The sequence below is a fragment of the Streptomyces sp. NPDC026246 genome (assembly GCF_055567995.1).
This window is the reverse complement of record NZ_JBVHPJ010000007.1, coordinates 131538-155750: the sequence shown is the minus strand read 5'-3', so window position 1 is coordinate 155750 and position 24213 is coordinate 131538. Positions and strand designations below refer to the sequence as shown.

General features: G+C 72.1%; 21 protein-coding genes, 1 tRNA gene and 2 pseudogenes. 13 read left to right on the top strand and 11 right to left on the bottom strand.

The window, feature by feature from the left end; translation table 11 throughout:
• Positions 1-118: 118 nt before the first annotated feature.
• From ACZ4M5_RS19220 to ACZ4M5_RS19200, 5 genes are all read left to right on the top strand, one after another.
• Positions 119-892 (top strand): IclR family transcriptional regulator, encoded by a 774-nt coding sequence (locus ACZ4M5_RS19220; RefSeq protein ID WP_376334849.1) that lies wholly within the window; start codon positions 119-121, stop codon positions 890-892.
• Positions 893-1158: 266 nt separating this feature from the next.
• Positions 1159-1953: an MIP/aquaporin family protein gene (locus ACZ4M5_RS19215; RefSeq protein WP_467738301.1), complete on the top strand. Its 795-nt coding sequence runs from the start codon at positions 1159-1161 to the stop codon at positions 1951-1953.
• 81 nt (positions 1954-2034) lie between these two features.
• On the top strand, positions 2035-3573 hold the full coding sequence (glpK, locus tag ACZ4M5_RS19210) for a glycerol kinase GlpK (protein WP_467738299.1): 1539 nt from the start codon (positions 2035-2037) through the stop codon (positions 3571-3573).
• 6 nt (positions 3574-3579) lie between these two features.
• The gene (locus tag ACZ4M5_RS19205; RefSeq protein ID WP_467738298.1) at positions 3580-5196 is read left to right on the top strand and encodes a glycerol-3-phosphate dehydrogenase/oxidase; all 1617 of its coding nucleotides are present in this window, start codon (positions 3580-3582) and stop codon (positions 5194-5196) included.
• Between the two features lie 260 nt (positions 5197-5456).
• Positions 5457-6437, top strand: a complete 981-nt coding sequence (locus ACZ4M5_RS19200; RefSeq protein WP_398110566.1) for a PAC2 family protein — start codon at positions 5457-5459, stop codon at positions 6435-6437.
• A 109-nt stretch (positions 6438-6546) separates the two neighbouring features.
• Here ACZ4M5_RS19200 and mshC read toward each other — a convergent pair whose 3' ends face one another.
• The 4 genes from mshC to ACZ4M5_RS19180 all read right to left on the bottom strand — a co-directional run bounded on the left by mshC (position 6547) and on the right by ACZ4M5_RS19180 (position 10041).
• Positions 6547-7776, bottom strand: coding sequence for a cysteine--1-D-myo-inosityl 2-amino-2-deoxy-alpha-D-glucopyranoside ligase (mshC, locus tag ACZ4M5_RS19195; protein WP_467738295.1), 1230 nt, complete (start codon positions 7774-7776; stop codon positions 6547-6549).
• Positions 7777-7891: 115 nt separating this feature from the next.
• A complete protein-coding gene (locus tag ACZ4M5_RS19190; RefSeq protein ID WP_467738293.1) occupies positions 7892-8722 on the bottom strand; it encodes an SCO1664 family protein in 831 nt (276 codons plus the stop codon).
• Positions 8686-9276 (bottom strand): DUF3090 domain-containing protein, encoded by a 591-nt coding sequence (locus tag ACZ4M5_RS19185; RefSeq protein WP_333934584.1) that lies wholly within the window; start codon positions 9274-9276, stop codon positions 8686-8688. Before ACZ4M5_RS19185 ends, ACZ4M5_RS19190 begins: the two co-directional genes overlap by 37 nt.
• Positions 9277-9354: 78 nt before the next feature.
• Complete coding sequence (locus tag ACZ4M5_RS19180; RefSeq protein ID WP_467738291.1) at positions 9355-10041, bottom strand: histidine phosphatase family protein; 687 nt, start codon at positions 10039-10041, stop codon at positions 9355-9357.
• Between the two features lie 61 nt (positions 10042-10102).
• On the opposite strand from ACZ4M5_RS19180, the gene corA reads away from it, so the two are divergent.
• Positions 10103-11098 (top strand): magnesium/cobalt transporter CorA, encoded by a 996-nt coding sequence (corA, locus tag ACZ4M5_RS19175; protein ID WP_467738289.1) that lies wholly within the window; start codon positions 10103-10105, stop codon positions 11096-11098.
• A 27-nt stretch (positions 11099-11125) separates the two neighbouring features.
• Here corA and ACZ4M5_RS19170 read toward each other — a convergent pair whose 3' ends face one another.
• Entirely contained in the window at positions 11126-11914 is a 789-nt protein-coding gene (locus ACZ4M5_RS19170; protein ID WP_467738287.1) for a ferritin-like domain-containing protein, read from the bottom strand.
• 280 nt (positions 11915-12194) lie between these two features.
• Positions 12195-13250 carry an LLM class F420-dependent oxidoreductase gene (locus ACZ4M5_RS19165; protein ID WP_467738285.1) on the bottom strand — a complete coding sequence of 352 codons (1056 nt, stop codon included), beginning with the start codon at positions 13248-13250 and terminating at the stop codon, positions 12195-12197.
• Positions 13251-13461: 211 nt separating this feature from the next.
• On the opposite strand from ACZ4M5_RS19165, the pseudogene ACZ4M5_RS19160 reads away from it, so the two are divergent.
• The 3 genes and pseudogenes from ACZ4M5_RS19160 to ACZ4M5_RS19150 form a co-directional block, all read left to right on the top strand.
• A pseudogene (locus ACZ4M5_RS19160) lies at positions 13462-14562 on the top strand (pectate lyase family protein); the annotation flags it as partial.
• Positions 14563-14694: 132 nt separating this feature from the next.
• Positions 14695-15680: pseudogene (locus ACZ4M5_RS19155) on the top strand (aldo/keto reductase).
• Positions 15677-18190, top strand: a complete 2514-nt coding sequence (locus ACZ4M5_RS19150) for a helix-hairpin-helix domain-containing protein (protein ID WP_467738283.1) — start codon at positions 15677-15679, stop codon at positions 18188-18190. The pseudogene ACZ4M5_RS19155 and the gene ACZ4M5_RS19150 overlap by 4 nt, the downstream one beginning before the upstream one ends.
• A 64-nt stretch (positions 18191-18254) precedes the next feature.
• On the opposite strand, the gene ACZ4M5_RS19145 is transcribed toward ACZ4M5_RS19150, so the two are convergent.
• Positions 18255-18980, bottom strand: a complete 726-nt coding sequence (locus ACZ4M5_RS19145) for a hypothetical protein (protein WP_467738281.1) — start codon at positions 18978-18980, stop codon at positions 18255-18257.
• A 47-nt stretch (positions 18981-19027) separates the two neighbouring features.
• Here ACZ4M5_RS19145 and ACZ4M5_RS19140 point away from each other — a divergent pair, with 47 nt between their 5' ends.
• Positions 19028-19216, top strand: a complete 189-nt coding sequence (locus ACZ4M5_RS19140) for a DUF5703 family protein (RefSeq protein ID WP_010045410.1) — start codon at positions 19028-19030, stop codon at positions 19214-19216.
• Between the two features lie 84 nt (positions 19217-19300).
• Here ACZ4M5_RS19140 and ACZ4M5_RS19135 read toward each other — a convergent pair whose 3' ends face one another.
• The 3 genes from ACZ4M5_RS19135 to ACZ4M5_RS19125 form a co-directional block, all read right to left on the bottom strand.
• A complete protein-coding gene (locus tag ACZ4M5_RS19135) occupies positions 19301-20236 on the bottom strand; it encodes a chaplin family protein (protein ID WP_467738279.1) in 936 nt (311 codons plus the stop codon).
• A 131-nt stretch (positions 20237-20367) separates the two neighbouring features.
• On the bottom strand, positions 20368-20601 hold the full coding sequence (gene chpH, locus ACZ4M5_RS19130) for a chaplin ChpH (protein ID WP_093833159.1): 234 nt from the start codon (positions 20599-20601) through the stop codon (positions 20368-20370).
• A 149-nt stretch (positions 20602-20750) separates the two neighbouring features.
• Positions 20751-22076 (bottom strand): M20/M25/M40 family metallo-hydrolase, encoded by a 1326-nt coding sequence (locus ACZ4M5_RS19125; protein ID WP_467738277.1) that lies wholly within the window; start codon positions 22074-22076, stop codon positions 20751-20753.
• 196 nt (positions 22077-22272) lie between these two features.
• On the opposite strand from ACZ4M5_RS19125, the gene ACZ4M5_RS19120 reads away from it, so the two are divergent.
• Positions 22273-22357: transfer RNA gene (locus ACZ4M5_RS19120), tRNA-Leu, on the top strand.
• 63 nt (positions 22358-22420) lie between these two features.
• Positions 22421-22795, top strand: a complete 375-nt coding sequence (locus ACZ4M5_RS19115; protein ID WP_467738275.1) for a YchJ family protein — start codon at positions 22421-22423, stop codon at positions 22793-22795.
• A gap of 23 nt (positions 22796-22818) precedes the next feature.
• Here the strand turns inward: ACZ4M5_RS19115 and ACZ4M5_RS19110 are convergent, their stop codons facing one another.
• Positions 22819-23520, bottom strand: coding sequence for a FadR/GntR family transcriptional regulator (locus ACZ4M5_RS19110; RefSeq protein WP_467738273.1), 702 nt, complete (start codon positions 23518-23520; stop codon positions 22819-22821).
• A 137-nt stretch (positions 23521-23657) separates the two neighbouring features.
• Here ACZ4M5_RS19110 and ACZ4M5_RS19105 point away from each other — a divergent pair, with 137 nt between their 5' ends.
• Positions 23658-24176 carry a gluconokinase gene (locus ACZ4M5_RS19105; RefSeq protein ID WP_467738271.1) on the top strand — a complete coding sequence of 173 codons (519 nt, stop codon included), beginning with the start codon at positions 23658-23660 and terminating at the stop codon, positions 24174-24176.
• Positions 24177-24213 lie beyond the last annotated feature (37 nt).

Here is a 24213-nt window from a genome sequence, read left to right as displayed (position 1 = left end):
AACTGGGGGCGACCGGGCATTAGCGAGAGGTCGGCAACGACCGGTAGTGTTCGGCATTGCCGAACGAGGGCTGAAGTGCCGCTCGTCGGCGGTCGATGGGGACGGAGGCAGTACGGCGATGGCACGGAACATCCAGTCGCTCGAACGGGCGGCCGCGATGCTGCGGCTGCTCGGGGGCGGCGAGCGGCGGCTCGGCCTGTCGGACATCGCCTCGTCGCTGGGCCTGGCCAAGGGCACCGCGCACGGCATCCTGCGCACCCTCCAGCAGGAGGGCTTCGTGGAGCAGGACGACGCCTCCGGGCGCTATCAGCTGGGTGCCGAGCTGCTGCGCCTGGGCACCACCTACCTCGACGTCCACGAGCTGCGGGCGCGCGCCCTGGTGTGGACGGACGACCTGGCCCGCTCCAGCGGCGAGAGCGTCTACCTGGGCGTCCTGCACCAGCAGGGCGTGCTGATCGTCCACCACGTGTTCCGGCCCGACGACAGCCGCCAGGTCCTGGAGATAGGGGCCATGCAGCCGCTGCACTCCACCGCCCTGGGCAAGGTGCTGTCCGCCTACGACCCGGTGGCGCACAGCGAGGCGCTGGAGGCCGACCGCAAGGCGTTCACGGACCGGACGGTGTGCGAGCCGGAGGGGTTCGAGCACATCCTCGACCTGACCCGCGCGCGCGGGTACGCGGCGGACGTGGAGGAGACCTGGGAGGGCGTCGCCTCGCTGGCCGCGCCCATCCACGACCGGCGGCGCATGCCCGTCGGCGCGGTCGGCATCACGGGTGCCGTGGAGCGGCTGTGCCGGCCGGACGAGGGCGGGGCGCTGCGGCCCGAGCTGATCGCCGCGGTGCGGGACTGCGCCCGCGCGGTCTCGCGCGACCTGGGCGCCGGGCGGTTCTGACGTCGTACGAGGAGGACCGGGGCGCCGCGGGGCGTTCCGGTGTTCGGCATGCCCGCGCCCATCTGCGGCAAAGATCCATAAGTCAGGGCCGATCAGTAACGATCGTGTTTTCGCCAACACAGCTCTTGACGTGCTCGTAACGCCGAAGCAAGACTCCCGTCCATCGGTCGACATTGTCGAACAGCTACCGGCAATACGCGTTAGAGTGTGACGACGCCAGGCCGGTAACGCACTTCACCCCTGGACGAAGGACAAAGGAGTCGCGGGTGTCCAGCTCCGACATCTTCATCGGCGAGACCCTCGGTACCGCCATACTCATCCTGCTCGGCGGCGGAGTCTGCGCCGCCGTCACGCTGAAGGCCTCCAAGGCCCGCAACGCCGGCTGGCTCGCCATCACCTTCGGGTGGGGCTTCGCGGTGCTCACGGCCGTCTACACCACGGCGCCGCTGTCCGGCGCCCACCTGAACCCGGCCGTCACCCTCGGCATCGCGATCAAGGACGGCGACTGGAAGAACGTCCCGGTCTACTGGGCCGGACAGGTGCTCGGCGCCATGATCGGCGCGGCCCTCGTCTGGATCGCCTACTACGGCCAGTTCCACGCCCACCTCACCGACCGCGAGATCGTCGGCGGTCCGGGTGCCCAGGACACCGCCGCCAAGTCCGTCGAGGCCCGGGAGAAGGGCGCCGGCCCGGTGCTGGGCGTCTTCTCCACCGGCCCCGAGGTCCGGGTCGCCTGGCAGAACGTCGCCACGGAGGTCATCGGCACGATCGTGCTCGTGCTCGCCGTGCTCACCCAGGGCCTGAACGACAAGGGCAACGGCCTCGGCACGCTCGGCGCCCTGATCACCGCCCTCGTGGTGGTCTCCATCGGCCTCTCCCTCGGCGGCCCGACGGGGTACGCGATCAACCCGGCCCGTGACCTCGGACCGCGCATCGTGCACGCCCTGCTGCCCCTGCCCAACAAGGGCGGCTCCGACTGGGGCTACGCCTGGGTGCCCGTGGTGGGCCCGCTGATCGGCGGTGCCATCGCGGCGGGCATCTACAACGTCGCGTTCGCCTAGGCGCGCTACCGCGCCCGACGCGAGACATCCAGCACGCGCCGTACGTACAGCCCCGTAAACCGCACTGACCAGGAGCACACAGTGACCGACGCGCACACCGCCGGCCCCTTCATCGCCGCCATCGACCAGGGCACCACCTCCAGCCGCTGCATCGTGTTCGACCGGGACGGCCGGATCGTCTCCGTCGACCAGAAGGAACACGAGCAGATCTTCCCGAAGCCGGGCTGGGTCGAGCACGACGCCAACGAGATCTGGACCAACGTCCAGGAGGTCGTCGCCGGGGCCGTCCAGAAGGCCGGCATCACCCGGGACGACATCAAGGCCATCGGCATCACCAACCAGCGCGAGACGACCGTGCTGTGGGACAAGAACACCGGTGAGCCCGTCCACAACGCCATCGTCTGGCAGGACACCCGCACCGACGCCCTGTGCCGCGAGCTCGGCCGCAACGTGGGCCAGGACCGCTTCCGCCGCGAGACCGGCCTGCCGCTGGCCTCCTACTTCGCCGGTCCGAAGGCGCGCTGGCTGCTGGACAACGTCGAGGGCCTCAAGGATCGGGCCGAGGCCGGAGACATTCTTTTCGGCACGATGGACACTTGGGTCATCTGGAACCTCACCGGTGGGGTCGACGGCGGCAAGCACGTCACCGACGTCACCAACGCCTCACGCACCATGCTGATGAACCTGCACACCATGCAGTGGGACGAGAAGATCTGTGAGTCGATCGGCGTCCCCCGGCAGGTCCTGCCCGAGATCCGCTCCTCGGCCGAGGTCTACGGCGAGATCAAGGGCGGCAAGCTGGGCGACCTGCTCGGCGGCATCCCCGTCGCCTCGGCGCTCGGCGACCAGCAGGCGGCCCTGTTCGGCCAGACCTGCTTCTCCGAGGGCGAGACCAAGTCGACCTACGGCACCGGCACCTTCATGGTGATGAACACCGGTGACAAGATCATCAACTCCTACAGCGGCCTGCTGACCACCGTCGGCTACAAGATCGGCGACCAGAAGACGGTCTACGCCCTCGAGGGCTCGATCGCGGTCACCGGCTCCCTGGTGCAGTGGATGCGCGACCAGATGGGCCTGATCTCCACCGCCGCCGAGATCGAGACCCTCGCCCTGTCGGTCGAGGACAACGGCGGCGCCTACTTCGTACCGGCCTTCTCCGGCCTGTTCGCCCCCTACTGGCGCTCCGACGCCCGCGGCGTCATCGCGGGCCTGACCCGGTACGTCACCAAGGCGCACCTGGCGCGTGCCGTCCTGGAGGCCACCGCCTGGCAGACGCGGGAGATCGCCGACGCCATGACCAAGGACTCCGGTGTCGAGCTCGCCGCCCTCAAGGTCGACGGCGGCATGACCTCCAACAACCTGCTGATGCAGACCCTCGCGGACTTCGTGGACGCCCCCGTGGTGCGCCCGATGGTCGCCGAGACCACCTGCCTCGGCGCCGCCTACGCCGCCGGTCTCGCCGTCGGCTTCTGGAACAGCACCGACGACCTGCGCGCCAACTGGCGCCGGGCCGCCGAGTGGACCCCCCGCATGGACGCGGAGACCCGCGCCCGTGAGTACAAGAACTGGCTCAAGGCCGTCGAGCGGACCATGGGCTGGCTCGAGGACGAGGAGTAAGACAGCATGACCACCAAGTCCACCCTGCAGTCCGTGCCTGCCCTGGGGACGCACCCGGCCTCCGGCTCGAACCCGAGCCGAGCCGAGACCAGGGAGCAGCTCTCCAAGGCGTCGTACGACCTTCTCGTGATCGGCGGTGGCATCCTGGGCATCTCCACCGCCTGGCACGCCGCGCAGTCCGGCCTCAGGGTGGCTCTGGTGGACGCCGGCGACTTCGCCGGAGCCACGTCCTCCGCCTCCTCCAAGCTGCTCCACGGCGGCCTGCGCTACCTGCAGACCGGCGCGGTGAAGCTGGTCGCGGAGAACCACTTCGAGCGTCGTGCGGTCTCCCGCCAGGTGGCCCCCCACCTGGCGAACCCGCTCACGTTCTACCTCCCCGTCTACAAGGGCGGGCCGCACGGCGCGGCGAAGCTCGGCGCGGGCGTCTTCGCCTACTCCGCGCTCTCCGCCTTCGGCGACGGCGTGGGCCACCTGCTCTCCCCGGCCAAGGCCGCGCAGGACGTGCCCGAGCTGCGCACGGAGAACCTCAAGGCCGTGGCCGTGTACGGCGACGACCAGATGAACGACGCGCGCATGGCGCTGATGACGGTGCGCGCCGCCGTCGAGGCCGGCGCGGTCGTCCTCAACCACGCCGAGGTGACCGGCCTGCGCTTCACCCAGGGCCGCGTCACCGGCGCCGAGCTGAAGGACCGGCTCTCCGGTGACGAGTTCGGCGTCGACGCCCGGCTGGTGCTCAACGCGACCGGCCCCTGGGTCGACCACCTGCGCCGGATGGAGAACCCGAACGCGGCGCCGTCCATCCGCCTGTCGAAGGGCGCGCACCTGGTCCTCAAGCGCACCTCCCCCTGGAAGGCCGCGCTCGCCACCCCGATCGACAAGTACCGCATCACGTTCGCCCTGCCCTGGGAGGACATGCTGCTGCTCGGCACCACCGACGAGGAGTTCGAGGGCGACCCGGCCGACGTGTCCGTCACGGAGAAGGACATAGCCCAGATCCTCGACGAGGCCGCCTTCTCGGTCCGTGACCAGCAACTGGACCGCGACCTCATCACCTACGCCTTCGCCGGCCTGCGGGTGCTGCCGGGCGGCCCCGGCGACACCTCCAAGGCCAAGCGCGAGACGGTCGTGACGGAGGGCCGCGGCGGCATGCTGTCCGTCGCGGGCGGCAAGTGGACCACCTTCCGCCACATCGGCCGGACGATCATGAAGAAGCTGGAGTCGCTGCCGGGCCACCCGCTGGGCGACGACTTCGAGCCGATCGGCGCGCTGCCGAAGAAGCTCCCGCTGCCGGGCATCGCCAACCCGCGCGCGGTGGCCCACCGGCTGCTGATCGACCGCCCGGCGCCCGGCCCGCGCATGGCCGCCGACACCGCCAGGCACCTGGCCACGCACTACGGCTCGCTGGCGTTCGACATCGCCCGCCTGGCCAACGAGAGCCCGGAGCTGGCCGAGCGCGTCCACCCGGACGCCCCGGAGATCTGGGCGCAGGTCGTCTGGGCCCGGGACCACGAGTGGGCCGAGACGCAGGACGACGTGCTGCGCCGCCGGACCACGCTGACGATCCGCGGCCTGGCCACCGACGAGATCCGCACCAAGGTGCAGGACGTGCTCGACAAGAAGTAGGCGCCAGCCGGCTGACCCCGGACTCCGGGACTCCGGGACTCCGGGACTCCGGGACCGAGGGGGCGGCTCCGCGCCGACGGAGCCGCCACCGCGGCGTGCCCGGCCGCGCCCTCGGCGACAGCCCGTCCGGGTCCGGGGTGTTCGCGTGCGGATCACGGGGCAGTGATGGGGCACTCCCCCTGCGAGGGGGCTGCGGGAGCCCTCGCCGCACGCCGTAAGGTTGGGTGGTCAGGCGAGGGCACGTCGGAAGGAGGCGCTGGGTGATCGAGCTCGAGGGGGTTCCCGAGCTGATCGACCCGGTCATGGTGGCCGCGTTCGAAGGCTGGAACGATGCGGGCGACGCCGCCTCCACCGCGGTCGCGCATCTGGACCGGGAGTGGAAGGGCGAGGTGTTCGCGGCGCTGGACGCCGAGGACTACTACGACTTCCAGGTCAACCGCCCCACGGTGTTCATGGAGGCCGGCGTCCGCAAGATCACCTGGCCGACGACACGGTTGTCGGTGGTCCGGGTCGGCGGCGAGAAGCCCCGCGACCTGGTCCTGGTCCGCGGCATCGAACCGTCGATGCGCTGGCGCTCGTTCTGCAACGAACTGCTCGGCTTCGCGCACGAACTCGGTGTGGAGCTGGTGGTCGTCCTGGGCGCCCTGCTGGGCGACACCCCGCACACCCGGCCGGTTCCGATCAGCGGGACGACGTCCGACCCGGACCTGGCCCGCCGCATGGACCTGGAGGAGACCAAGTACGAGGGCCCCACGGGCATCGTCGGCGTCCTCCAGGAGGCCTGCACCCACGCGGGCGTGCCGGCCGTGTCGCTGTGGGCCGCGGTGCCGCACTACGTGTCGCAGCCGCCGAACCCGAAGGCGACCCTCGCCCTGCTCAACCGCCTGGAGGACCTGATCGACGTGCGCATCCCGCTGGGCGAGCTGCCCGAGGACGCGCGCGCCTGGCAGGTGGGGGTGGACCAGCTGGCCGCCGAGGACAGCGAGGTCGCCGAGTACGTGCAGTCGCTGGAGGAGGCCCGGGACACCGCCGAGCTGCCGGAGGCCTCCGGCGAGGCGATCGCCCGCGAGTTCGAGCGCTACCTGCGCCGCCGTGACGGTGGCGGGCCGACCGCGCCCGGCGGGCACGCCACGGACGGGGGCGAGGGACCGCCGTACCTGCGGGACAACCCGGGCGGCCGGACGAGACCGCCCAAGCCGTCGAAGCCGGGCACGGACGACGAGGACCCGTCGGAGGACTAGCCGACGCGACGCGCACGGCACGAGGGGCGCCTTCCCGGTCGGGAAGGCGCCCCTCGTGCCGTGTGCCGTAGGGCTGCCGTGTGCCGCAGGGCTGCCGTGTGCCGCAGGGCTAGAGGGCCACGCCCAGCAGCGCGTCCACGGCCCGGGAGACCACCCCGGGCGCGCCGGCGTCGGTGCCGCCGTCCCGTTCCTGTCCGGCCGCCCAGCGGTCGACCGCGGCAAGCGCGGCCGGGGCGTCCAGGTCGTCGGCGAGGGCCGCGCGGATCTCCTCCACGAGTGCCTCCGCGGGCGGCCCGTCGGGCCGCGAGACGGCGGCCCGCCAGCGGTCCATCCGCGCCACGGCGTCGGCCAGGACCTGGTCGGTCCACTCCCAGTCCGCGCGGTAGTGGTGGGCGAGCAGGGCGAGGCGGATGGCGGCCGGGTCGACACCGTCCCGGCGCAGCGTGGAGACGAAGACCAGGTTGCCCTTGGACTTGGACATCTTCTCGCCGTCGAGGGCGACCATGCCGGCGTGCACGTACGCCTTGGCCATGGGGAACTCGCCGGTGAGGACCTGGGCGTGCGAGGCACCCATCTCGTGGTGCGGGAAGGCCAGGTCGGAGCCGCCGCCCTGGATGTCGAAGCCCATGCCGAGGTGGTCCAGGGCGATCGCCACGCACTCGATGTGCCAGCCGGGCCGGCCGCGGCCCAGCGACGCGCCGTCCCAGCTGGGCTCGCCCTCGCGGGCCGCCATCCACAGCATCGGGTCGAGCGGGTTCTTCTTGCCCGGCCGGTCCGGGTCGCCGCCGCGCTCGGCGGACAGCAGCCGCATCGCCGCGGCGTCCAGGTTCGACACCTTGCCGAAGTGCGGGTCGGACTCGACGGAGAAGTAGACGTCGCCGTCGAGCTCGTAGGCCGCTCCGGCGTCCCGGAGCCGCTCGACGAGCGGGACGATGCCGGGTATCGCCTCGACGGCGCCGATGTACTGCCGGGGCGGGAGCATCCGCAGGGCCGTCATGTCCTCGCGGAAGAGGGCCGTCTCCTGCTCGGCGAGGGCGGCCCAGTCGAGTCCGTCGCGCTGGGCCCGCTCCAGGAGGGGGTCGTCGACGTCGGTGACGTTCTGGACGTAGTGAACCTGCCGCTTGGTGTCGAGCCACACGCGCTGCACGAGGTCGAACGCGTTGTAGGTCGCCGCGTGTCCGATGTGCGTGGCGTCGTACGGGGTGATGCCGCAGACGTAGATACGGGCGACGGGACCAGGGTCGAGGGGGACGAGACCACCGGTCGCGGTGTCGTGGATCCTCAGGTCGCGGCCCTGACCAGGCAGGGCGGGGACCTCGGAAGCGGGCCAGGCATGCATGCCTTGAGCCTAACCGGACTGAAGTTCCATATACGAACGGGAACGGGCCGGACGGCCGAGAAGGCGCTCTTGCGGTGCGCCGGACACTGTGCTGCTGCCGGGGCGGGCCGCCCCGCTACACGGGTGGCCAGGGAATCGCGGGCCATTCCCCGCCCGGCTCGGGATGGGTGCCCGAGGCGAGCAGCGCGCCGACCCGGGAGCGCGTGGCCTCGATCTCGGCGCCGGTGATCAGCGGCGCGAGCCGTGCGGCCAGCGCACCGCCCTCGGCCAGGTCCTTCCTGAGGCCCTCCAGGACCTCCAGGGCCTCCGGGGTGAGGGGCTCGCCCGCCCATCCCCACAGCAGGGTGCGCAGCTTGTTCTCGGCGTTGAAGGTGACGCCGTGGTCGATGCCGAACAGCCGCCCCTCGCCGGTGGGCAGCAGATGGCCGCCCTTGCGGTCGGCGTTGTTGATCACGGCGTCCAGGACGGCGAGCCGCCGCAGCCGTTCGTCGTCGGCGTGCACCAGCAGGGCGGTGCGTCCCTCGCCCACCTCGGCGAGTCCGATCGCCTTCCAGCCCGGTTCCGGCTCCTCCCCGTCGACCAGGGCGAGCAGCTCCGCGTCCGGGGCCGCCTCGATCCACAGCTGGCACATGCCCTCGCCGTAGGGGCCGTCGCGCAGCACGGTGGGCGGGACGAGGCCCCAGCCGGTCGCCTCGGAGACGGCGTACGCGGCGACCTCGCGCCCGGCCAGGGTCCCGTCGGGGAAGTCCCACAGGGGCCGCTCCCCCGCGACCGGCTTGTACACGCAGGCCACTTCCGCGCCCTCGTGGGTCACCGTGCAGTACAGGGCGGCGTTCGAGGCCTCTCGGATGCGTCCGCGCACGGTCAGTTCGCCCGCGGCGAGCAGCGCGGCGGCGTCCTCGGGAGGCGTCACGCTCCGCGGCGGTATCCGTTCTGGCGCGGACATACGTGTCCTTCCGGGTCGAGCGGGAGGCTGCACAGCGGGCACGGCGGCCGCCCGGCGTTGACGACGTCCAGGGCGCGCTTGGCGAAGGCCCGGGCCTGCGCGCCGGTGAGCCGCACCCGCAGCATCGGGGGGCCGTTCTCCTCGTCCTGGAGGAGCCGCTCCTCCGCCTCGGCGAGGTCCTCCTCGGACTCGGCGTCCAGTTCGACGAGCGCCTGGGCCTCGACGATCATCAACTGCTCGTCGCCGTCCCAGGCGAGCGCCATGGTGCCGACCCGGAACTCCTCCTCGATGGGGGTGTCCAGCGGGGCGGTGTCGGTGATCTCCGACGGCGCGACGGCGGGGACCGAGGCACTGCCCCCGCTACGGCGTACGACCTCGTCGAGCAGTTCTTCCATCCGTTCGGCGAGCGCCGCGACCTGGGTCTTCTCCAGGGCCACGCTCGTCACCCGGGTACCGGCGGAGGCCTGGAGGAAGAACGAACGGCGCCCGGGCAGTCCGACCGTACCGGCCACGAAACGCTCCGGATGGTCGTAGAGGAACACCTGACGGGACACGTCCTGTCTCCATGGGGATCGGGGGAACCGTGTGGGCACGGCACTGCTGCGACCGCTTCACCCTACTGCGGCCGACGATCACGGTGCGCCCGCACCACCCCCGACGGTGGCGTCGTCGCCCGGCGGCTCCTCGCGCGGCGCCAGGGAGGCGAGGTCGCCGGTGTCGCCGAGACGGACGAGGTACGGGCGCAGCCGGGTGTAGCGGATCGCCGTGACGGAGCACGGCTCGACGGAGATCCGCTGGAAGAGGTCGAGGTGCAGGCCCAGGGCGTCCGCGACGAGCGACTTGATGATGTCGCCGTGCGAGCACATGAGGTAGACGGCCTCGGCGCCGTGATCGCGCTCCACGCGCGCGTTCCACTCGCGCACGGCCTCGGCCGCGCGGGTCTGCATGGCCCGCATGGACTCGCCGCCGGGGAACGCCGCCGCGGAGGGGTGCGCCTGCACCACTTCCATCAGGGGTTCGTCCGTGAGTTCGGCGAGCTTGCGCCCCGACCAGTCGCCGTAGTGACACTCGCCGATGCGTTCGTCGGTGTGCGCCGTCAGCCCGGGGCGGGCTCGGAGCAGCGGCCGGATCGTCTCCTGGCAGCGCTGCAGCGGGCTGGCGACGACTTCGGCGAGGGGCAGTGCGGCGAGGCGCCCGGGCAGCGCGGCGGCCTGTGCGGCCCCGCGCTCGTCGAGGGCGACGCCGGGCGTCCAGCCCGCGAGCAGGCCCTCGGTGTTTGCGGTGGAGCGTCCGTGCCTGACCAGGATCAACGTGGGCATGCGGTCCAGCGTAGGCGCACGCGCGCGTGCGGTGTCGTTCGAGTGACGGGAGACTCGCCTCGTGATCGTGGACTGTGCCATCTACCGCGACGGGCAGCGGACGGAGGGGTCCGAGGACTTCTCGGATGCGCTCGGCGAGGCCCGGACGGCGGGCGGGTTCGTGTGGATCGGGCTGCACGAGCCGACCGAGCGCGAGTTCGAGCACGTCAGCCGGGAGTTCGGCCTGCACCCGCTGGCCGTCGAGGACGCGCTCAAGGCCCATCAGCGGCCCAAGCTGGAGATCTACGACGACTCGCTGTTCGTGGTGCTCAAGCCCGTGCGCTACGAGGCGCAGAGCGACACCGTCTCCACGGACGAGCTCATGATCTTCCTGGGCGACTCGTTCGTGGTGACCGTGCGGCACGGTGAGAGCGCGCCGCTCAAGGCCGTCCGCGACCGCCTGGAGCAGGAGCCGGACCTGCTGTGCAACGGGCCGACGTCCGTGCTGTACGCGGTCGCCGACGCCGCGGTCGACCACTACCTGGACGTCGCGACGGAACTGCAGGCCGACCTGGAGGGCCTGGAGGCGGAGGTGTTCTCCCCCGACGGCGGCCGCTCGCGCAACACCGCGTCCCGCATCTACGACTTCAAGCGGCAGGTCCTGGAGTTCCGCCGGGCGACCGGGCCGCTGGCGCTGCCGATGAGCCGGCTGGCGGGAACGGCGCCCTACGGCGTGGCGGTGCCCTTCGTGGACGACGGGGCCCGGCCGTTCTTCCGGGACGTCAGCGACCACCTGACGCGGGTCAACGAGTCCGTCGAGAACCTGGACCGCCTGGTGTCGGACATCCTGTCGGCGCACCTGGCGCAGATGAGCGTCCGGCAGAACGACGACATGCGCAAGATCTCCGCCTGGGCGGCCATGGCCGCGATCCCCACGATGTTCGCGGGGGTCTACGGCATGAACTTCGAGCACATGCCCGAGCTGCACTGGGTGTGGTCCTACCCCGCGCTGATGGCCCTGATGGCCGCCCTGGAGTTCATGGTGTTCCGGCTGTTCAAGCGCCGGGGCTGGCTGTAGGACGGCCGGGGCGGGCGCGGGCCGGGGTCAGGCGTACTCGGGTTCGGGCGTGGCGGGGCCGCCGAGGGCGTTGCGGCGCTCGGGCGTCCTGAGCGACACCATCCGGCGCCAGCCGCCCAGCCGCTCGTACGCGTACACCGCGTGGATGCCGGCCGCGAGCAGCGCCGCCTTCGCCGGGGACCAGCCGAGGATGCGGCCCATGTGGGCCATGACCGCGAGGCTGACGTCCCGGTAGATCCGGATCTCGGCGAGCGCGCACGCGCGCAGGGTCCGCTGGATGGTCCGGCCGTGTCCGGCGCGGGCGAAGCGCAGCAGTTCCTCGTGGCAGTAGGCGAGGTGGTTGTCCTCGTCGTTGGAGATCTGGCGGACGGCCCGGCCGATGTCCCGGTGGTCGGCGAAGTGCTTGCGCAGCAGCTCCATCTGCTCCGAGGCGCGCTGCTCGGTGACCCGGCTGTGCGAGAGGTAGGTGACGATGTCCCGGACGGTGAGCTGCTCGTCGCGTCGCAGTTGCTCGTGCGCGAGGCCGATGCCGTTCCGCTCCAGGAGCATGGTGTAGTCGGTGTCCGGCGGGACCGGGACGGGGTCGAGGCCGCGCTTCTTCAGCAGGGCGTTGAAGATGCGGCCGTGTTTGTCCTCGTCGGCGCCGTGCCGGCTGATCTTGGGGGCGAGCGCCCGTTCGGTGTCGGGCACCAGTGCGGCGATACGGGCGTTCTCCCAGCCGCCCTGGGACTCGCCGCTCGCGGCGATGGAGCAGAACAGGGCGAAGGACTCGTCGTTGTCGAGGATCTCCTCGAACAGACTCTTGGCCGAAAGCATCGTGAGCACCTCTCCCGCGCACGTGCGCGTGCTGCCGATCCGCAGGTCTCCGCGGAGAACGAGTCAAGTGCGGGGTGCGGGGTGCTGCAACAGGTGTGGGGGACGGCTCGGCCGAATGGTGGACGCACGGCACACCACGCCGGGCGGACCGGTGACGGCGTAACCGAGCCGGGCCCGGCGCGTTGTTCCGCGTGACGGCCGTGGCGGGGAAGACCCCCGAGCCCCCACCACGGCCGCGAAAACCTCAAGGGCCCGCGTGACGGGCCGTGTCGGCCGGGGCTCAGGCGAGCCCGGCGCGCTCCAGGGCCTCGGTGCCGGCGCGCAGGGACGCGAGCCGCTCGTCGAGCGTGAAGCCCGCCGGTGCGAGGGACAGGGTGGTGACTCCGGCCGCGGCGTAGGCCTTCATGCGGTCGGCGATCCGGTCCACGGAACCGAGCAGGGTCGTCCGGTCGATCAGGTCGTGCGGGACGGCGGCCGCGGCACCCTGCTTGTCGCCGGAGAGGTACTTGCCCTGGATCTCGGCGGCCTCCCGCTCGTAGCCCATGCGCTGGGCGAGCTGGTTGTAGAAGTTCTGCTTGGGGCTGCCCATGCCGCCGACGTACAGCGCGGTGTAGGGGCGGAAGGTGTCGGCGAGCGCGGCCACGTCCTTGTCGTCGCCGACCGCGAGCGGCAGGGTCGGGCACACGTCGAACCCGTCGAGGGTCTTGCCCGCCTTCTCCCGTCCCGCGCGCAGGTGCTTGATCGTGGTGTCCTCCAGGTGCTCGGCGGACGGGAAGATCAGCAGGGCGCCGTCGGCGATCTCACCGGTCTGCTCGAGGTTCCTGGGGCCGATCGCGGCGATGTACAGCGGGATGTGCTCGCGCTGCGGGTGGACGGTGAGCTTGATGGGCTTGCCGGGGCCGCCGGGCAGCGGCAGGGTCCAGTGCTGCCCCTCGTACGTCAGGCGCTCGCGGGTCATCGCCCTGCGGACGATCTCGACGTACTCGCGGGTGCGGGCGAGCGGCTTGTCGAACTTCACGCCGTACCAGCCCTCGGAGACCTGCGGGCCGGAGACGCCGAGGCCGAGGCGGAAACGGCCGCCGGACAGGGAGTCGAGGGTCGCGGCGGTCATCGCGGTCATCGCGGGCTGGCGGGCCGGGATCTGGAAGATGGCGGAGCCCACGTCGATGCGCTCGGTCTGGGCGGCGACCCAGCTCAGCACGGTGGCCGCGTCGGATCCGTAGGCCTCGGCGGCCCAGCAGACGGCGTAGCCGAGCCGGTCGGCCTCCTGGGCGACGGCCAGGTTGTCCGCGTCCATTCCGGCACCCCAGTAGCCGAGGTTGATACCGAGCTGCATGCCGATTCCCCTTACTGATCAGTAACGTGCCTTGTGGGCAGACCTTAGCGCGGGGCCGCTGCACGGGACAGCGATGCGGCCACGATCTTTCAGGTGAGTGAACAAGGATCAAGTACGCGACCATTGACGCGTACACAGCGGATTCTCTACCTTCTCCAGAAAGCGCTTTCTAACCCCACCCGCACTCCCGCACGGAAACGGAGAAGTACGGATGAAGCAAGCAATGTCCCCGCGATTCGGCGCGGTTCTGGCCACCCTGGCCCTGGCCGCCGGCACCGGAACGGTGGTCTCGGCGCCCGGAGCGTCGGCGGCGACCGGCAGCGCCACCGGCTACGCGACGCAGAACGGCGGCACCACCGGCGGCGCCGGCGGACAGACGGTCCGGGCGACGACCGGGACCGCGATCCACGCCGCCCTGTGCGGCCGGGCGAGCAGCAGCACGCCCCTCACCATCGAGGTCACGGGGACCATCACCCACGCCAACACCAAGAAGGTCTCCGGCAGCAGCTGCGACACCGCCGACGGCGTGATCGAGCTGAAGAAGATCAGCAACGTGACGCTGGTCGGCGTCGGCAGCGGTGCCGTCTTCGACCAAGTGGGCATCCACATCCGCGAGTCGAAGAACATCGTCATCCAGAACGTGACCGTGCGGAACGTCAAGAAGTCCGGCTCCCCGACGTCCAACGGCGGCGACGCCATCGGCATGGAGAGCAACGTCCGCAACGTCTGGGTCGACCACACCACCCTGGAGGCCTCGGGCGGCGAGTCGGAGGGCTACGACGGCCTGTTCGACATGAAGAACAACACCCAGTACGTGACGCTCTCCTACAGCGTCCTGCGCAACTCCGGCCGCGGCGGCCTGGTCGGCAGCAGCGAGAGCGACCGGTCGAACGGGTTCATCACGTACCACCACAACCGCTACGAGAACATCGACTCCCGCGCACCGCTGCTGCGCGGCGGCATCGCGCACATGTACAACAACCACTACGTGCGCCTCAACGAGTCCGGCATCAACTCCCGGGCGGGCGCCCGCGCCAAGGTGGACAACAACTACTTCGAGGACTCCAAGGACGTCCTCGGCACCTTCTACACCGACGAGGCGGGCTACTGGCAGGTCACCGGCAACGTCTTCGACAACGTGACGTGGTCCCAGCCGGGCAGTGAGAACCGTCCGGCCGGCCCGAACCCGACGTCGAACACCACGGTCTCCATCCCCTACTCCTTCCGGCTCGACGCGGCCGGCTGTGTCCCCGCGGTCGTGAACCGGACGGCGGGCGCGAACAAGGGGCTCCAGGTGTCGGACGGGAGCTGCTGACGCGAGGCACCGGGCTGTGGCGGCCGGACAGCGGGGCGGGGCAACCTCGGGGAACACACCGTCCGCCCCCGGAAATCGGTCGTCCACAGCCACCCACACGACAGGTTCTGGCCAGTAATCTCGGCGTTCATGGAGCAGAGGCATCTCGGCCGCACCGGCCTGCGTGTGTCCCGCATCGGGCTCGGCACCCTGACCTGGGGACGGGACACCGACGAGCACGACGCCGCGGACCTCATGAAGACGTTCTGGGAGGCGGGCGGCACCCTCGTCGACACGGCGGACGTGTACGGCGACGGTGAGGCCGAGTATCTGCTGGGCAGGCTGATGGACGGCCTGGTCCCGCGCCGGGACCTGATCGTCTCGACCAAGCCGGCAGCGTGCCCGACCCCGAGCGCCGCGTCGACGGCTCCCGCGGCCATCTGCTCGCCGCGCTCGACGCCTCGCTCGCCCGGCTCGGCACCGACTGGGTCGACGTGTGGCACGTACACGCCTACGACCCGGACACCCCGCTGGAGGAGACCCTCCAGGCCCTCGACCTCGCGGTCGCCAGCGGGCGGGCCCGCTACGCGGCGGTCTCCAACTTCTGCGGCTGGCAGCTGGCCAAGGCGGGCACCTGGCAGCTGGCCGCGCCCGGCACCCGGACCCGGCTGGCCGCCACCCAGCTCGAGTACTCGCTGCTCCAGCGCGGCGTCGAGCGCGAGGTGCTGCCGGCCGCGCTCGACCTGGGCATAGGGCTGCTGCCGTCCTCGCCGCTGGGTCGCGGGGTGCTCACCGGCAAGTACCGGGGCGAGGCGGTGCCGACCGACTCACGCGGCGCCTCGGAGCACCTCGCGCCGTTCATCGCGCCCTACCTGGACGACACGGCGAGCCGCATCGTGGACGCCGTGTCGACCGCGGCCGACGGGCTGGCGGTGACGCCGCTGCAGGTGGCCCTGGCCTGGGTCCGCGACCGGCCCGGCGTGGTGGCGCCGATCGTCGGCGCGCGCAACGCGCAGCAGCTCACGGCGGCATTGTCAGTGGAGACCCTTAGTCTTCCTGACGAGATCTGCCGGGCGCTGGACGATGTGTCGGCGCCCGTGCACCGCTATCCCGATCACGACTGGAGCACGCTGTGAGCACGGAGCCCGAGACCACGGAGGACGCCGAGCCGGGGACGCCGGGCACACAGAGCACGGCGGGCGGTGCCGCCGGGGGCGGGTTCGCTGCCGCGGGCGAGGGCGGTGAACCCGGAGGCGGGGAGGCCTCCGCGGGCGACGGCGGCGCACCGCAGGACGAGCGGGCTGCCGGAGGCGGTGGCGCTGGACTCCGGGGTCGGGACACCTCCGCTGGTGATGGCGGTGAATCCGGCGACGGGCGGACTGCGGGCGAGGACGGTGAGCCCCGCCCCGGGGAGACTGCCGCGGGCGAGGGGAGTGAGCCCGAGGGCGGGCGGACTTCCGCCGGCGACGGCGGTGAGCCCCGAGACGAGCAGGCTCCCTCGGGCGAGGGCCAGGGTGAGGTCGCCGCGGGTGGCCAGGTGTCCGAGGCCGAGGCGGAGTTGCTGGCGCAGCGGGCCGAGCGGGAGCGGATCGAGCAGCGCAAGGCCGAGAAGAAGGGGCCCATCGAGGCCGGCAACAAGCTGAGCGGCAAGGCCGCCGACCTGCTCGCGGCCGTCCGTGCCGTGGAGAGCGGCGAGAAGCCGGTGGCCACCGTGTTCGAGGATCCCGCGCCCGCCCCCCGCCGCTCCGCCCCCGAGCCCGGCCGGCGGCCCCAGCCCGTGGTCGCCGAGACCGTCGCGGCGGCCACGGCGGCTCCCGCCCCCGCCCCCGAGGCCGTGCAGACGGTGCGGCAGGTGCTGACGGAGGGGGGCGCCCCCGAGGCCCTCGCGCCGCAGGTGGCCGCCGCCCTCGGAGAGGGCGCCGACGAGCTGCTGCGCACCGACCCCTGGCAGTTGCTGCGCGTGCCCGGCGTGCGGCCCGACCAGGCCGACGGGTTCGCGCGGGCGCTGCTGGGCGCCGAGTGCGGCCCGGACGACGAGCGGCGGGGCCGGGCCCTCACGGTCTGGCTCCTGGAACAGGCGGCCCTGGCCGGGCACACGGCTCTGGAGATGCCGGCGCTGCTCGCGGCCCTGGCCCAGCGGAGCGTGCCGGACCCCGACGGCGCCGTGCAGGACGCGATCGCGGAGGGCGAGGCGCTGGTGTTCCAGGACGCCCTGGCGGAGCCCGGCGCTCCGGCCCCCAGCAGCGGCGAGGAGACGGAGGACGACGAGGAGGAGCGCCCGGTCCGCGTCCTGGTCGGCCTGGAGCGGTACGCGCTGGCGGAGGAGAGCCTGGCCGACGGTCTGGCCCGGCTGGTCAACTCCACGCCCAAGCAGGACGGTCCGGCGGAGGAGTGGGAGCGGGCCGCAGCCGCGGCCCAGGGGTCGGCGGCCGAGCTGCTGCGCGCGGTTTCCGGCCACGGCCTGGTGCTGCACACCGGCGCGGAGGCGTCCCTGGCGGAGCCGGCGGCCCTGCTGCACGCGGCACACGGCCTGGGGCTGCGGGCCTGGGCGGCGACGCACGGTCCGGTCGGCCGTGACCGCTTCGCGGCGTTGCTGCGGCGGACGAGCGGCTCGGGGCCGGTCCCGCCGCCGGGCGGCCCGGCCCAGGGACCGGGCGGCCCCTCCCCCGTGGCTCCGTCCACCGCCTCGGACCTGCCCGTCGCGACCGTGCCGGGGCTGCTGGCCGGTCTGGAGGGCCCCGGCCGGGATGCCGACGGTGCCTTCGCCCTCGATCTGCTGGTGGTCCTCGACGCGCCGCAACTGGACGTCGAGACGGCGGCTCTGCTGACGGAGTCGCTGCCGGACGGGGCGCGGCTGGTGCTGGCCGGGGATCCGGGAGTGCTGTGGTCGGTGGGCCCGGGCCGGGTGTTCGCGGACCTGCTCGCGGCGCGGATCTGCCCCCAGGTCGCCTCGCGCCGCCCGGACCCGGGGCCGCTGGGCGAGCTGGTCTCCGGCATCGGCATCGGTGAGCTGAACCAGGTCGAGGCACCCGGCAAGGAGGTCGTGATCGTGCCCGTGCGGGACGCGGGCGAGGCGGTGCACCGGACGGTACAGCTCGTCGCGGATTCCGTGCCGCGGGCGATCGGCGTACCGGCCGAGGAGACACAGGTCGTCACATCCGGGCACGGCGGAGCGGTCGGTACGCGCGCGCTCAACGCCGCGCTCAAGGAACGGCTGAATCCCGGCCCCGGCCGCTTCGGCGGCTTCGACCCCGGTGACCGGATCGTCCACTCCCCCGTCCCCGGCCGGGCGGTGACCGGACGTGTGGTGAAGGCGGACGCCGAAGGACTGCACCTGTCGTGCGCGGGTGAGGCCGTCGTGGTGCCGAAGGAGCGGGTGGAGCAGACGGTGCGGCACGGGTGGGCGCTGACCGCGCACCAGGCGGTCGGGAGCCGCTGGCCCGCCGTGGTCGTCGTGCTGCCCGGAGACGCGGCACCGGCGCTCAGCCGGCCGTGGGTGTACACGGCCTTCAGCCGGGCCGACCGCCATCTGTCCGTGGTGCACGGCGTGGAGCAGGCTCTGCCCCGGGCCGTGGCCGAGGTCCCGGCGAAGCCGCGGACGACCCGGCTCCCGGTGCTGCTCGCTCCGCAGGTCGCGGGGGTGTGACGAGGGCGGTGGTCAGGGGCCCGGACCCCTGACCACCGCCCCGGTGGCCGACCTCCCGCGCGCCTCAGCGGCGGTCCGCGTCCAGCGGCTCCAGGTCCTCGTCCTCGTCCTCGTCCAGGTCGGTGTCGAGCTCGTCCTCGATGTCGTCCCCGTCGTCATCGGCGTCGTCGGCATCGTCGGCGTCGTCGTCCATGTCGTCGAAGACGGCGCTGACGTCGAAGCGGCAGACCACCTGCTGCGGGTCCACCTGCTCGAACGGCGCCTCCAGCCACTCGCCGGGCTCGGCCGGTTCGTCGGCGGCCGTCACCCAGAGCGTGGAGTCGCCCTCCTCCAGTCCGAACTCCTTGTGCCGCGAGGCGATCTCGTCGGGCTCGAACTCGCCGAACAGCAGGCCGAGAGCACCGTGCACCGTGCCGGACGCCGACGTGCCGTCGTCGCCGTCCGCGGCCTCGATCCGCTGTGCGTGGGCCAGCAGCCGCTGCGGTTCCGCGACGGCGTAGTCACGGCGGATCAGCACGCTGACGGCGCTCGGCTCCTCGGGGCCCGTGTACGGGGGCAGCGCGTCCTCCGCACCGGGGATCTCGAAGGGCGTGACCTCGTCGTAGCGGTCGTAGAGCAGTTCGTCGTACACCTCTGCGGCCGCGGCCAGCTGGTTGAACGCCTCGTAGACGGCCGGGTCGTCCTCTCCCGACCTGCGTTCGACCGCGGCAAGGTGGCGGTCGAGCGCGGTCTTGACCGCCTCGGCGGCGGCGCGTACCTCGGCAGCGGTGGGCTGCGCAGCATCAGACATAGTGCAGACGCTATCCGTACCTGGCCCCAGCCCGCACAATAGATGCGATGCCGGAATACGAATTTGTCGACGTGTACGTGCCGCGCGGGGTGTCCCGCAAGGAGACGGCACGTCTGCTGACGGACCATGCGGAGTACGGACACTGGGAGTTGCACCGTCTGAGCCTGCTGCGCGACGGCAGTCGCAAGGTGCGGTTGCGCCGGCGGATCATCCGCCAGGTGCGGGCCACATGGTGAGCTGGGACGGCGCACGGGAAGAAGGCACATGACGGAGCGGGCCCCGCACCGGCGGGGCCCGCTCCGTTGTGCGGGGTGGGGGCGTCAGGCCGAGGCGCGGGCCCTGCGGTAGAGGACCGCGCCCGCGAGCAGCGCGCCGGCGCCGGCCGGCAGGGCGAAGCCGAGCGGCAGGTCGCTGCCGGTGCTGGCGAGCTGGGCCTCGCCCTCGGGCCGCAGGACGAATCGGCCGCCCGGCTCGTTGCCGTGCGAGGAGGCGCCCGGCCCCTGTGCGCCCGGACCCGCGCCGCCCGGTCCGTCTCCGTCGGTGCCGGGGGTCGTGCCCGGGTTGCCGGGGCCGTCGCCACCCGGGCCGCCAGGGCCACCCGGATCGCCGGGCTGACCAGGGGTTCCCGGACCACCGGGACCACCGGGACCACCGGGACCACCGGGACCGCCAGGGCCACCGGGGTTTCCGGGACCGCCCGGGTCCCCGGGGCCGCCCGGCCCGCCCGGGCCACCCGGCTGGCCCGGGTTCTCGTGGCCGCCGCCGGGCGGGGTGCCGTGGTGACCGCCGTTCCCGCCGTTGCCGCAGTCGTTGCCCGTGCTGGGGTTGCCGATGCCGATGACGTCGACGCTGTTGCCGCACACGTTCACCGGCACGTGGACCGGTACCTGGACGTGGTTGCCCGAGCCGACGCCGGGCGAGTCGGTGGCGTGTCCGCCCGCGTGCGAACCGCCGTGACCGTGCGAACCGCCGTGGCCGTGTGAGTCGCCGTATCCCCCCGACGACGAACCACCGCCCTTGTTGGCGCAGGAGTTGCCCACCGACGGGTTGAGTACGCCGATGACGTCGACCGTGTTCCCGCAGACGTTGACCGGTGCGTGCACCGGCACCTGCACCGAGTTCCCGGACAGCACGCCCGGCGAGCCCGAGGCGGAGCCCTGGGCGCCCGAGGCGGCGTGCGCGGAGCCGCCCGCGGCGGCGATCACGCCGGTCGCGGCCGCCACGGTCATCAGACCCTTGCGGGTGACCTGTCGCATTGTTGAATACCTGCCTTCGACCGTTTATCGAATTCTTCTCGAATTCACCTGCGGAAGCGTTCGGTCCCGGAGCGCATGGCACGCGCTCCGGGACCGATGGCTTTGGACTCCCCTCTACGGAGGGGGAAGCGTCACTTGTTGACGCAGGTGTTGCCGAAGGCGGGGTTCAGCAGACCGATCACGGAGACCGTGTTGCCGCAGACGTTCACCGGGATGTGAACGGGCACCTGAACGACGTTGCCGGACAGGACGCCCGGGGAGTGCACCGCGGCACCCTGAGCACCCGAGTCGGCGACGGCGAGACCCGCGCCCGCGAGAACCAGGCCACCGGTGGCAGCCGCAGCAGCGACGACCTTCTTGATCATTATTCCTCCTAGTTGGCAAAGCGATCCATCGTGCGATCGCATTACCTGTAACGAGGCTGGAGTAATGAGGCTACGAGCTGATCGTCGCATTCACTCTTCCCAGTCGATCTCGCACGCCCGACCGATTAGCGAGGTTTCGGCAGTCCTTTTCAGGACGCGTCGATGAAGCGGTCGAGGACCCGCACGCCGAACTTCAGGCCGTCGACCGGCACCCGCTCGTCCACGCCGTGGAACATGCCGGCGAAGTCCAGCTCCGGCGGCAGCTTCAGCGGGGCGAAGCCGAAGCCCCGGATGCCCAGGTCGTCGAAGGACTTGGCGTCGGTCCCACCGGAGAGCATGTAGGGGATGGCCTTGGCGGTCGGGTCCTCGGCCAGCAGCGAGGACTGCATGGCCTCCACCAGGGCCCCGTCGAAGGTGGTCTCGACGGCCTTGTCGGCGTGCACGTCCTCACGCCGCACCTTCGGTCCGAGGATCCGGTCGAGGTCGGCGAGGAACTCGTCCTCGTAGCCGGGCAGGAAACGGCCGTCGACGTGGGCGGTGGCCTCGCCCGGGATGACGTTGACCTTGTAACCGGCCCCGAGCTGCGTGGGGTTGGCCGTGTTGCTGAGGGTCGCGCCGATCAGCTTGGCGATGCCGCCGAGCCGGGCGAGGGTCGACTCCATGTCCTCGGGGTCGAGCTCGGTACCGAGCGCGTCGCCGAGTTCGTCGAGGAAGGCGCGGGTGGTCTTGGTGACCCGTACCGGGAAGGTGTGCCGGCCGAGGCGGGCCACGGCCTCCGACAGCTCGGTGATCGCGTTGTCCCGGTGGATCATGGACCCGTGGCCCGCCGTGCCGGCCACGGTGAGCTTCATCCAGTGCATGCCCTTCTCGGCCGTCTGGATCAGGTACAGCCGCCGCTGCTCGCTCACCGTGAAGGAGAAGCCGCCGACCTCGCTGATCGCCTCGGTGACGCCGTCGAACAGATCCCGGTGGTGGTCGACGAGGTAGCGGGCTCCGTAGGTGCCGCCGGCCTCCTCGTCCGCGAGGAACGCCAGGACGATGTCGCGCGGCGGCTTGCGCCCGCTGCGCAGCCGGTCGCGGACGACCGCGAGGGTCATCGCGTCCATGTCCTTCATGTCGACCGCCCCGCGGCCCCACACGCAGCCGTCGGCGACCTCGCCGGAGAAGGGGTGGTGGGTCCAGTCCTCCGCGTTGGCCGGGACGACGTCGGTGTGGCCGTGGATGAGCAGCGCGGGCCGGGACGGGTCCTCGCCCTCGATGCGGGCCACGGTGGAGGCACGGCCCGGGTGGGACTCGAAGATCCGCGGCTCGAGCCCGACCTCGGCGAGCTTCTCGGCGACGTACTCGGCCGCCTTGCGCTCGCCCGGACCCGAGTGGTCGCCGTAGTTGCTGGTGTCGATCTGGATCAGCTCGCGGCAGAGGTCCACGACCTCGTCCTCGCCGGTGACGCTCCTGGCCGTGTCCGTATCGCTCACGTGCTTCCTCCCGGTGTCACTGCTGGTGGGTCCCCTTCATCCTCTCTCTGTCCGGCCCGGTCCCCAAGAGCCCTCCCGGCCCGTCACACGTCGTTCACGCGGTCCCGGGGCGCCGCCGGGGGGTGATCGGGCCCCCCGGAAAGCCTGGTAATGTTTACGTCGTCGCCGCGGGCAGAGCCCACGCGACAGACACCTTGTCCGGGTGGCGGAATGGCAGACGCGCTAGCTTGAGGTGCTAGTGCCCTTTATCGGGCGTGGGGGTTCAAGTCCCCCCTCGGACACATGGAACCGAAGGCCGTGACCGCGAGGTCGCGGCCTTCGGTCGTTCCCGCGAGAGAGGTGCCATGACCAGGCGTTCCTGCCCCTGCGGACTCCCCCAGGACTACGCGGCCTGCTGCGGCCGGTTCCACTCCGGGGCCGCGGCCGCGCCGACCGCCGAGGCGTTGATGCGGTCGCGGTACTGCGCCTTCGTGCGGGGCGACGCCGGGTATCTGCTGCGGACCTGGCACCCGCGGACACGGCCGGGCCGGCTGGAGCTCGATCCGGGGACGCGGTGGACGGGGCTGGAGATCCTGGGGGCGAGCGACGGGTCGGCGTTCCACTCGGCCGGGACCGTGGAGTTCCGGGCGTCCTACCGGGGCGGGTCGCTGCACGAGCGGAGCCGGTTCGAGCGGGTCGACGGGGCCTGGGTGTACGTCGACGGGGAGTTCCTGCCCTAGGGGGCGTCCGCCCGGCGGGTCTCCTACGGCGCCAGGATGTCCAGTTCCTGGAGGGCGCCGACGGTGATCTCGCGGGTCAGTTCCTCGGCGCGGGCGGCGTCGCGGGCGCGGACCGCCTCGGCGACCCGGACGTGCAGGGTGACGGCGGCCGGGTCGGGGTCCTCGAACATCACGTCGTGGTGGGTGCGGCCGGCCAGCACCTCGGCGACGACGTCGCCGAGGCGGGCGAACATCTCGTTGCCGGAGGCCTCCAGGATGACGCGGTGGAAGGCGACGTCGTGCAGGAGGTATCCCTCCAGCTTGTGACCGCGTGAGTGGGCGACCATGCCGAGGGCGCGTTCGGTGAGTTCCGCGCACTGCTCGGGCGTGGCGTGCCGGGCGGCGAGGCCCGCCGCGACCGGTTCGACCGCCGAGCGCAGCACCGTGAGCGAGCGCAGTTGCCGCGGGCGGTCGGCGCCGGCCAGGCGCCAGCGGATCACCTGCGGGTCGTAGACGTTCCACTCGCACTCGGCGCGGACGGTGACGCCGACGCGGCGGCGGGACTCGACCAGGTGCATGGACTCCAGGACGCGGACCGCCTCGCGCATCACGGAGCGCGACACGTCGAAACGCTGGGCGAGCTCGTCGGTGCGCAGGACGCTGCCCGGCGGGTACTCGCCCCCCGTGATCTCGGGGCCCAGGGTGTCCAGTACACGGCCGTGCAGCCCCCGGCCCGGTGTGGTCATGCACTCAGCGTACGGGGTAGATCACGGAGCCAAAAAGTCAGACTTATTCGTCACGACCTCTTGAATTAGTCCTACCTTATGGGTTTCAGTTGCGTCGACATCACGTGTCGACGAAGACAGCAGACAGTGAGGCAGCGATGAACACCCCCCACGTCGTCGTGGTCATGGGCGTCGCCGGCACCGGCAAGACGACCATCGGTCCCCTGCTCGCGGCCCGGCTCGGCGTCCCGTACGCCGAGGGCGACGACTTCCACCCGCAGGCCAACATCGAGAAGATGTCGGCCGGTACGCCGCTCGGCGACGAGGACCGCGGGCCCTGGCTGGACGCCATCGGCGACTGGGCTCAGGGGCGGGCCGGGCTCGGCGGGGTGGTCAGCTGCTCGGCGCTGAAGCGGTCGTACCGCGACCGGCTGCGGGCCGCCGCACCCGGCGTGGTCTTCGTGCACCTCACGGGCGATCGCGCGCTGATCGAGGACCGGATGTCGCACCGGAAGGGGCACTTCATGCCCACGGCGCTCCTGGACTCCCAGTTCGCCACGCTCCAGCCCCTGGGGGCGGACGAGGCGGGGGTCGGGGTGGACGTCTCGGGCAGCCCGGAGGAGATCACCGAGCGGGCGGCCGCCGCCCTCGACTCGCTCCCCGAGCCCATCCAGTAGCCCTTCCCGGCTCCCCTCTCCCCGACTCCCCAACGCA

Bases quoted from the DNA above. Each gene is read 5' to 3' on its own strand.
- ACZ4M5_RS19105 (WP_467738271.1), top strand. From the start codon at position 23,658: ATGAACACCCCCCACGTCGTCGTGGTCATGGGCGTCGCCGGCACCGGC.
- ACZ4M5_RS19205 (WP_467738298.1), top strand. From the start codon at position 3,580: ATGACCACCAAGTCCACCCTGCAGTCCGTGCCTGCCCTGGGGACGCAC.
- ACZ4M5_RS19145 (WP_467738281.1), bottom strand. From the start codon at position 18,980: ATGTCTGATGCTGCGCAGCCCACCGCTGCCGAGGTACGCGCCGCCGCC.
- ACZ4M5_RS19135 (WP_467738279.1), bottom strand. From the start codon at position 20,236: ATGCGACAGGTCACCCGCAAGGGTCTGATGACCGTGGCGGCCGCGACC.
- ACZ4M5_RS19190 (WP_467738293.1), bottom strand. From the start codon at position 8,722: ATGTCCGCGCCAGAACGGATACCGCCGCGGAGCGTGACGCCTCCCGAG.
- ACZ4M5_RS19140 (WP_010045410.1), top strand. From the start codon at position 19,028: ATGCCGGAATACGAATTTGTCGACGTGTACGTGCCGCGCGGGGTGTCC.
- ACZ4M5_RS19170 (WP_467738287.1), bottom strand. From the start codon at position 11,914: ATGCTTTCGGCCAAGAGTCTGTTCGAGGAGATCCTCGACAACGACGAG.
- ACZ4M5_RS19220 (WP_376334849.1), top strand. From the start codon at position 119: ATGGCACGGAACATCCAGTCGCTCGAACGGGCGGCCGCGATGCTGCGG.
- chpH (WP_093833159.1), bottom strand. From the start codon at position 20,601: ATGATCAAGAAGGTCGTCGCTGCTGCGGCTGCCACCGGTGGCCTGGTT.
- ACZ4M5_RS19110 (WP_467738273.1), bottom strand. From the start codon at position 23,520: ATGACCACACCGGGCCGGGGGCTGCACGGCCGTGTACTGGACACCCTG.
- ACZ4M5_RS19115 (WP_467738275.1), top strand. From the start codon at position 22,421: ATGACCAGGCGTTCCTGCCCCTGCGGACTCCCCCAGGACTACGCGGCC.
- ACZ4M5_RS19165 (WP_467738285.1), bottom strand. From the start codon at position 13,250: ATGCAGCTCGGTATCAACCTCGGCTACTGGGGTGCCGGAATGGACGCG.
- ACZ4M5_RS19180 (WP_467738291.1), bottom strand. From the start codon at position 10,041: ATGCCCACGTTGATCCTGGTCAGGCACGGACGCTCCACCGCAAACACC.
- mshC (WP_467738295.1), bottom strand. From the start codon at position 7,776: ATGCATGCCTGGCCCGCTTCCGAGGTCCCCGCCCTGCCTGGTCAGGGC.